General features: G+C 72.6%; 5 protein-coding genes and 1 pseudogene. 5 read left to right on the top strand and 1 reads right to left on the bottom strand.

The window, feature by feature from the left end; all coding sequences use genetic code 11:
* Positions 1–128 precede the first annotated feature (128 nt).
* Complete coding sequence (locus ACF09K_RS03095; RefSeq protein ID WP_392240713.1) at positions 129–2,576, bottom strand: transglycosylase domain-containing protein; 2,448 nt, start codon at positions 2,574–2,576, stop codon at positions 129–131.
* Positions 2,577–2,880: 304 nt separating this feature from the next.
* Between ACF09K_RS03095 and ACF09K_RS03090 the strand changes: the two genes are divergently transcribed.
* The 5 genes and pseudogenes from ACF09K_RS03090 to ACF09K_RS03070 all read left to right on the top strand — a co-directional run bounded on the left by ACF09K_RS03090 (position 2,881) and on the right by ACF09K_RS03070 (position 8,081).
* Positions 2,881–3,828, top strand: coding sequence for an SPFH domain-containing protein (locus ACF09K_RS03090; protein WP_392240712.1), 948 nt, complete (start codon positions 2,881–2,883; stop codon positions 3,826–3,828).
* A pseudogene (locus ACF09K_RS03085) lies at positions 3,774–4,061 on the top strand (hypothetical protein); the annotation flags it as partial. The gene ACF09K_RS03090 and the pseudogene ACF09K_RS03085, both read left to right, overlap by 55 nt.
* A gap of 470 nt (positions 4,062–4,531) precedes the next feature.
* A complete protein-coding gene (locus ACF09K_RS03080) occupies positions 4,532–5,056 on the top strand; it encodes a PadR family transcriptional regulator (protein WP_392240711.1) in 525 nt (174 codons plus the stop codon).
* Positions 5,053–5,742, top strand: a complete 690-nt coding sequence (locus tag ACF09K_RS03075; protein ID WP_392240710.1) for an ABC transporter ATP-binding protein — start codon at positions 5,053–5,055, stop codon at positions 5,740–5,742. The genes ACF09K_RS03080 and ACF09K_RS03075 overlap by 4 nt, the downstream gene beginning before the upstream one ends.
* On the top strand, positions 5,739–8,081 hold the full coding sequence (locus tag ACF09K_RS03070; RefSeq protein ID WP_392240709.1) for an FtsX-like permease family protein: 2,343 nt from the start codon (positions 5,739–5,741) through the stop codon (positions 8,079–8,081). Before ACF09K_RS03075 ends, ACF09K_RS03070 begins: the two co-directional genes overlap by 4 nt.
* Positions 8,082–8,210 lie beyond the last annotated feature (129 nt).

Here is an 8,210-nt window from a genome sequence, read left to right as displayed (position 1 = left end):
TCGTTGTCACCCCGGCGGCGATGACCCCGGCGGGGGGGGGGGCGGCGGCGCCCCGGGGGGGGGGGGGGGGGCCGGGGGGGGGGCCCGGGGCGGGGGCGCGCGCCCCCCCCTCCGTCGCACCCGTTCCGCTACTGGCTGCCGGTGCCGCTGCCGCTGCCGAGCTGCGGGTCCAGCGGGTCCTGGGGTGCGCCGGTCGTCGGCGTCTCCGTGGTCGGGGTCTGCGACGGGGTCTGCGAGGTCGTCGGCGTCTGTGACGGTTCCCGCGTGGTCGGCGTCTGCGACGGTTCCCGCGTCTTCGACGGCTCGCCGGACGGGGACTCCGTGGCCGGTTCCTCCGACGGCTCCGGCGACGGCGACGGCGAGGGGCTCGCCGTGACGCTCGGCTGGACCGCCGCGCCCTGGTCGGTCTCCAGGTCGAACCTGCTGACCTTCTTGGAGACCCCGAAGGTGTACGCCGCCCAGATCTGCGCCGGGTAGCCGCCGCCGTTGACGCGGCCCTTGCCGGGGAGCAGGCCGGTGGCGCCGGTCATGGTGACCTGGGGGTGCGGCGGCTCGGCGGACTCGCCGAACAGGCCGACCGAGGTGACCAGGTCGGGCGTGTAGGCGGTGAACCAGGCCGACTTGTTGTCGTCGGAGGTGCCTGTCTTGCCCGCGACCTTCTGGCCGTTGCGCAGGGGGTTGTCCCGCACGGACTTCTGGGCCGTGCCGTCGTCGACCACGCCGGTGAGCACCGAGGTGACCGTGTCGGCGGCCTCGCGGCTGATGACCTGGCCGCCGATCGGGTCGGCCGGCTGCACCGCGTGGACGCTGTTCTCCGCCGACTTGATGAGCGCCGGGGTGACCTTCCTGCCGTGGTTGTCGAGGGTCGCGTAGACGCCGGCCATCTGCAGCGGGCTCGCGCCCATGGTGCCGAGGGTCTGGGCGGGCACGGCCTTCAGGTCGGTGGTGTCCATGCCGAGGTCGGAGGCGGTCTTGAGGACCTTGTCCATGCCGACGTCGACGCCCAGCTGGGCGAAGACGGAGTTGACGGACTTGTTCATCGCGGTCTGGACGGTGACGTCCCCGTAGTCGACGTCGTCCTCGTTCTCCGGGGCGAAGCCGATGTCGCTGCCGACGACGGGGCGCTTGCTGGTGCCGTCGTAGACCGTGTTCACGCTGATCTTCTGGTCGTCCTGGGTCACCGCGCCCTGGTCCAGGGCGGCGGCCAGGATCACCGGCTTGAAGGTGGAGGCGGGCTGGTAGTCGGTGCGGGTGGCGTTGTTGGTGTAGTGCTTGACGTAGTCCACACCGCCGTACATCGCCACGACCGCGCCGGTCTTCGGGTTCACGGAGACGGCGCCCGCCTGGATGTCGGCGTCGACCGGGCGCTTCTTCGCGTCCAGCTTGCTGGTCAGCTGTTCCTTGACGGCCTTCTCCAGCGCCTTCTGCTTCTTCTTCTCGACGTTGAGGGTGATGTTCCAGCCGCCGGCGCTGACCATCGCCTCGGCCTCCTGGCCGCTGTCGGCGACGCCCTGGGCGAGGAGCTGCCTCTCCAGTTCGCTGTTGGCCGCCTTCACCAGGTAGCCGACCTGGCCCTCCTGGCCGGGGGCGGGCTTGGGCTCCTCGGGGACCGGGAACTGCATGGCGTCGCGTTCGGTCCTGTCGAGCCAGTCCTCCCCGACCATGTTGTCGAGGACGTAGTTCCAGCGCTGCTTGACCAGTCTCCTGCCGGTGTCGGAGGCGGCGGTCCAGTCGTACTGGCTGGGGGCCTGGAGCAGGGCCGCGAGGTAGGCGCCCTGGGGGACGGTGAGCTGGTCGGCGTCGACGCGGTAGTAGGCCTGGGCCGCCGCCTGGATGCCGTAGGCGCCGCGGCCGTAGTAGCTGGAGTTGATGTAGCCGGCCAGGATGTACTCCTTGGACTTCTCCCGGTCCAGCTTGAGGGAGATGACCAGTTCCTTGAGCTTGCGGGTGACCGTCTGTTCCTGGGTCAGGTAGTAGTTCTTGACGTACTGCTGCGTGATCGTCGAACCGCCCTGGGCGCCCTTGCCCATGACCGTGTTGAGGACACCGCGCGCGGTGCCCTTCAGGTCGACGCCGGCGTCGTCGTAGAAGCTCTTGTTCTCGGCGGCGACGAAGGCGTGCTGGACTTCCTTGGGGACGTCGGCGAGGTCGACGTTCTCGCGGTTGAGCTTGCCGTCGCGGGCCAGCAGGGTGCCGTCGCCGTACTTGTAGACGTTGCTCTGGAGCTCGGCGTCGGCGTTCGCGGTGTCCGGGATCGGTGTCGTCATGTAGAGGACGATGAAGGCGCCGATGACGAGCACGCAGAAGCCCAGGAACCCGCCGAGCATCTTCCTCCAGGTGAACAGGCGGCGTATGCGGCCCTTGCCGCCCCCGGCCCCCTTGCCGCCCTTCCCCGCGCCGCGGCGGGCCGCCGCGCGCCCGCCTACCGCGGCGTGCGCCGTGTCCCGTTCCGACGTCACCGGCTCGGTGCGCGTCCCGGTGCGCGGCTCGGGGGCCGCCGTCCGCGACGAGCGGTTCCCGGGCGCCGCGCGACGACCACCACGCTGTCGCGCTCGTCTGTCTTCCGCTCGTCCCATGAGTCCGCTCGCTCCGCTTCCTACTCGGCAGTCGCACCAGTGCCCGGAGGCAGGTCAGCTCAGAAAGCTAACACCGCTCTCTGTGACAAACGGGTCTCGATCCGGCCCTGCGGGGGCGTGAGAATCAGCACCCCCGCCGAGGGAACCGGCACACCGTTCCACCGGAACCGACGTCCGGGAGCGGCCCAGGGTTGCCATGACACGATAAAGTGATATCACTTAGATAGACCGCAACCGATCCACAGACGATCCGCGGACGGCCGCCGGAGCACCGGCCCGGCCGCCCGCGGGAAACGGGGGACCCATGTCCGCGAACGAGTCCGCGCACGACCCGTCGGCCACCGCCGACCTGCCCGAGATGCCCGCCCCGCGGGTGCGCGAGTTCCCGGCCCGCAGCGTCGGCGGCGGCCTCGCGCTGCTGTCCGGCCTGGCCGGACTGGCGGCCGGCGCCGCGATGGTCGCCGCCGCCACCACCGTGACCGCGACCGGCGGCAGGGCCGCGCTGATCACCGGCGGCGTCCTCGTCGCGCTCGCCGCGTTCCTCGCGATGTGCGGGCTGAACACGGTGGCACCGGGCGAGGCCCGCGTGGTGCAGCTGTTCGGGCGCTACCGGGGGACCATCCGCGAGGACGGACTGCGCTGGGTGAACCCCTTCACCTCCCGCGAGAAGATCTCGACCCGCGTCCGCAACCACGAGACCGCCGTCCTCAAGGTCAACGACGCCTACGGCAACCCCATCGAACTGGCCGCGGTCGTCGTGTGGAAGGTGCAGGACACCGCGCAGGCCTCCTTCGAGGTGGACGACTTCGTGGAGTTCGTCTCCACCCAGACCGAGGCCGCGGTCCGGCACATAGCCATCGAGTACCCCTACGACGCCCACGAGGAGGACGGGCTCTCGCTGCGCGGCAACGCCGAGGAGATCACCGAGAAGCTCGCCGTCGAGCTGCACGCGCGCGTGGCGGCCGCCGGCGTGCGGATCATCGAGTCCCGCTTCACGCACCTCGCCTACGCTCCGGAGATCGCCTCCGCGATGCTCCAGCGGCAGCAGGCCGGCGCGGTGGTCGCGGCGCGGCGCGAGATCGTGGACGGCGCGGTCGGCATGGTGGAGGCGGCACTCGGCCGGATCGCCGAGCAGGGCATCGTGGAACTGGACGAGGAGCGGAAGGCGGCGATGGTGTCCAACCTGATGGTGGTGCTGTGCGGGGACCGGGCACCGCAGCCGGTGCTGAACACGGGGACGCTCTACCAGTGACCCCGCCCGAGGAGGGGGCCGCCCCCCGGCGTCGGCCGCAGCAGCGCAAGCAGGTGCTGCTGCGGCTCGATCCGCTGGTGTACGACGCGCTGGCGCGGTGGGCCTCCGACGAGCTGCGGTCGGCGAACGCGCAGATCGAGTTCCTGCTGCGGAGGGCGCTGAAGGAGGCGGGCAGGCTGCCCGGGGAGACCGGGCCGATGCCCCGGCGGGGGCGGCCCCCCGGCACCGGCGGTTCCGGCGGTTCCGGCGGTTCCGGCCCCGGTTCTCCCGCACCCGGGGGTTCCGGCCCCGGTGCTGGCCCTCTCGGCCCGGGGGGCGCAACCCCCGGCTCTCCCGGCCCTGGGGATTCCGCCCCTGGTTCTCCCGGCCCCGGCAATTCCACTCCCGGCTCACCCGGCCCCCGGGGCAGGGCTCCCGGCCCCCCGTCCGCCTGAACGGCCTCGCCCTGGAGCGCCGGACAGGCAGGGACCGGCAGGGACCGGCAGGGACGGGTCGACACGGGTCGGCACGGGCAAGGACGGGCCCGTACGGCCGGCCGCGCCCACGCGTCCGCGGGCGGAATCTCCGGGGCGGATCGCGGGAGCCGCCCCCCCTGTGGCGAACCTGTGACAATCGGCCCTCACCTGCACCGCCGCACGGCCCGCCACCGTCTCGGCACTCCGTGTATACACACCGCGTATACACCGTGTGTACAGTCTTCCCCATGTCCATCGGTCACACCCTCCTGGGACTCCTGGAGTCCGGGCCCCGCCACGGCTACGACCTCAAGCGGGCCTTCGACGAGAAGTTCGGTCACGACCGGCCGCTGCACTACGGCCAGGTCTATTCGACGATGTCCCGGCTGCTGAAGAACGGCCTGGTCGAGGTCGACGGCATCGAGGCCGGCGGCGGCCCCGAGCGCAAGCGGTACGCCATCACCGACGCCGGGATCACCGACGTCGCCCGCTGGCTCGCCACGCCCGAGAAGCCCGAGCCGTACCTCCAGTCGACGCTCTACACCAAGGTCGTCCTCGCGCTGCTCACGCACCGCGACGCGGCCGACATCCTCGACACGCAGCGTTCCGAGCACCTGCGCAGCATGCGCATCCTCACCGACCGCAAGCGCGGGGGCGATCTCGCCGACCAGCTGATCTGCGACCACGCCCTGTTCCACCTGGAGGCGGACCTGCGCTGGCTGGAACTGACGGCCGCGCGTCTCGACCGGCTGCGAGAGGCGGTGACCGCGTGAGCGCCCCCGCCGGTTCGCTGCTCGCCGCGCGGGACCTCCGCAAGGCCTACGGCCCGACGCTCGCCCTGGACGGCGCCGGGTTCTCCATCCACCCCGGCGAGGTCGTCGCCGTCATGGGTCCCTCCGGGTCCGGCAAGTCCACGCTGCTGCACTGCCTCGCCGGGATCGTGCCGCCCGACTCCGGGTCGGTCACGTACGACGGGCAGGAGCTGGCGACGATGAACGACGCCCGGCGCAGCGCGCTGCGCCGCTCGGAGTTCGGGTTCGTGTTCCAGTTCGGGCAGCTCGTGCCGGAACTGACCTGCGTGGAGAACGTGGCGCTGCCGCTCAGGCTGAACGGCGCCCCGCGCAAGCAGGCCGAGCGGACCGCCCTGGCGTGGATGGAGCGGCTGGAGGTCGACGACCTGAAGGGCAAGCGGCCCGGCGAGGTGTCCGGCGGTCAGGGCCAGCGGGTGGCCGTGGCACGGTCGCTGGTGACCGGCCCGCGGGTGATCTTCGCCGACGAGCCGACCGGCGCGCTGGACTCGCTCAACGGCGAGCGCGTGATGGAGCTGCTCACCGAGGCGGCCCGGTCCGCCAACACGGCCGTGGTGCTGGTCACGCACGAGGCGCGGGTGGCGGCGTACTCCGACCGCGAGATCGTCGTACGGGACGGGAAGTCGCGGGACATGGAGCGGATCGTATGAGCCTGCGCCAGTGGGGCCGCGACCTGGCCCTGGGGATCCGGTTCGCCTTCGCGGGCGGACGGGAGGGGTGGATCCGTGCCGTGCTGACGGCGGTGGGCGTCGGGCTCGGCGTCGCCGTCCTGCTGCTGATGACCGCGGTGCCGAACGCCCTCGCGGTGCGCCACGACCGTGAGGACGCCCGGCTCGACTGGCCGTTCGGGGCGACCCAGCCGGCCAGGGGCGACGACACCCTGCTGATCGCCGACTCCGACACGACGTTCCGCGACAAGGACGTACGCGGCCGGATCGTGGAACCGGAAGGGGCCCGGGCCCCGCTGCCGCCCGGCGTGAGCCGGTTCCCGGCGAAGGGCGACATGGTGGTCTCGCCCGCGCTGAGGAAGCTGCTCGCCTCCGACGGCTCGGCGCTGCTGCGGGAGCGGCTGCCGTACCGCGTCGTCGGGACGATCGGGGAGGCCGGGCTGATCGGCTCCCAGGAACTCGCCTACTACACGGGCGCCTCCGGACTCGCCGCGCACCTCGACGACAGCGTGGGGGCGGTCCGGCTGAAGGAGTTCGGGAACCCCGAGCCGACGGAGGAGGAGACCGACCCGGTGCTGCTCCTGCTCGTCCTCGTCGTCATCGTGGTGCTGCTGATGCCGGTGGCCGTGTTCATCGCCGCGGCCGTGCGGTTCGGCGGCGAGCGGCGCGACCGCAGGCTCGCGGCCCTCAGGCTGATCGGCAGCGACGGGCGGATGACGCGGCGCATCGCGGCGGGCGAGGCGATGGCCGGCTCGCTGCTGGGCCTGGTCCTCGGCGCGGTCTTCTTCCTGATCGGCCGTCAGGCGGCCGGTTCGGTCGAGGTGGTGGGCATCAGCGTCTGGCCCAGTTACCTCGACCCCTCCCCCGCGCTGGCCGCCCTGATCGTGCTGGCGGTGCCGGCGGCCGCGGTCCTGGTCACCCTCTTCGCGCTGCGGGGCGTGGTGATCGAACCCCTCGGCGTGGTGCGCACGGCCAGGCCCGCACGGCGGCGGCTGTGGTGGCGGCTGCTGATGCCGGTGGCCGGCCTCGCGCTGCTCTACCCGATGATCGGACAGGGCCGCGAGAACGGGGACTTCAACCAGTACCTGGTGACCGGCGGCGTGCTGCTGCTGCTCGTCGGCGTCACCGCACTGCTGCCGTGGCTGGTGGAGACGGTCGTCGGCCGTCTCGGCACCGGCGGCGTCGCCTGGCAACTGGCCGTACGGAGGCTGCAGTTGAGCAGCGGCACGGCGGCCCGGATGGTCAACGGCATCGCGGTGGCGGTCGCCGGGGCGATCGCGCTGCAGATGCTGTTCGCGGGCGTGGACGACGACTACAGCGAGGCCACCGGTCAGGACGTCGCCCGGGCGCAGATGCAGGTCGCGGTGCCGGACGGCGCCCCCCTGGCCGGGACCGCCCGGAAGTTCGCCGACACCGAGGGCGTCCGCAAGGTCACGGCCCTGTGGGAGGGCTACCTGGGCGACTCCTCCTGGAACAGCGAGAGCGGCCCGAGCCTGAGCACGGCGCTGACCGTGGGCGACTGCCGGGATCTGCGCGAGCTGGCGAAGCTTCCCTCGTGCGAGGACGGGGACGTCTTCGTGGTCGACGGAGCCGAGGAGGCGGTGGAGGGGCCGCAGTTGAACAAGCCCGGCAAGAAGCTGTACCTCGAGCAGTCCACCTCGGAGGGCAGCCGGGAGGCCGTCTGGACCGTCCCCGCGGGCGTCACCGCGGTCCAGTCGCTCAAGGGCCTCACCGCCTGGGAGCGCGGAGGCTTCCTGCTGACGCCGAGCGCCCTGCCCGAGGCGGCCGAGGGGCTGGTCAGCGGGCAGCTGTACCTCTCGTTCGACGCGTCCGTGCCCGACGCGTACGACCACGCCCGCAACACGGCCTTCCACGTGGATCCGCTGGCCCGCTCGGTGGACTGGTACGCCACGAAGGAGGACGAGAAGTTCACCTCCATCCGCACCGGGCTGCTCGTCGGCGCCGTCTGCGTGCTGGTGCTGATCGGCGCGAGCCTGCTGGTGTCGCAGCTGGAGCAGTTGCGCGAACGCCGCAAGCTGCTGTCCGCGCTGGTCGCCTTCGGCACCCGCCGCCGCACGCTGAGCCTGTCGGTGCTGTGGCAGACGGCGATCCCGGTCGGGCTCGGTCTGCTGCTGGCCTCGGTGGTGGGCATCACGCTGGGCGGGGTGCTGCTGCGGATGACGGGCACGCCGGTGAGCGTCGACTGGGGGAGCGTGCTGGCGATGACCGCCTCCGGTGCCGCGGTCGTCCTCGGGGTGACGCTGCTGAGCCTGCCGCCGCTGCTGCGGCTGATGCGGCCGGACGGCCTGCGCGCGGAGTGAGGCGCGCGCAGGGGCGCGCAGGCGCGCGCTGAGGCGCACCGGGTGACGCACGACGGATGAAGCGCGACGGGTGCCCCGTCCCGCCGGGCGCGAGGGTGCCCGGCGGGACGGGGCGAAGCCGCGCCCGGC

It is taken from the genome of Streptomyces sp. NPDC014882 (assembly GCF_043081325.1).
GTDB lineage: Bacteria > Actinomycetota > Actinomycetes > Streptomycetales > Streptomycetaceae > Streptomyces.
The sequence above is the reverse complement of the archived record's forward strand: the minus strand, read 5'-3'. Positions and strand labels throughout refer to the sequence as shown.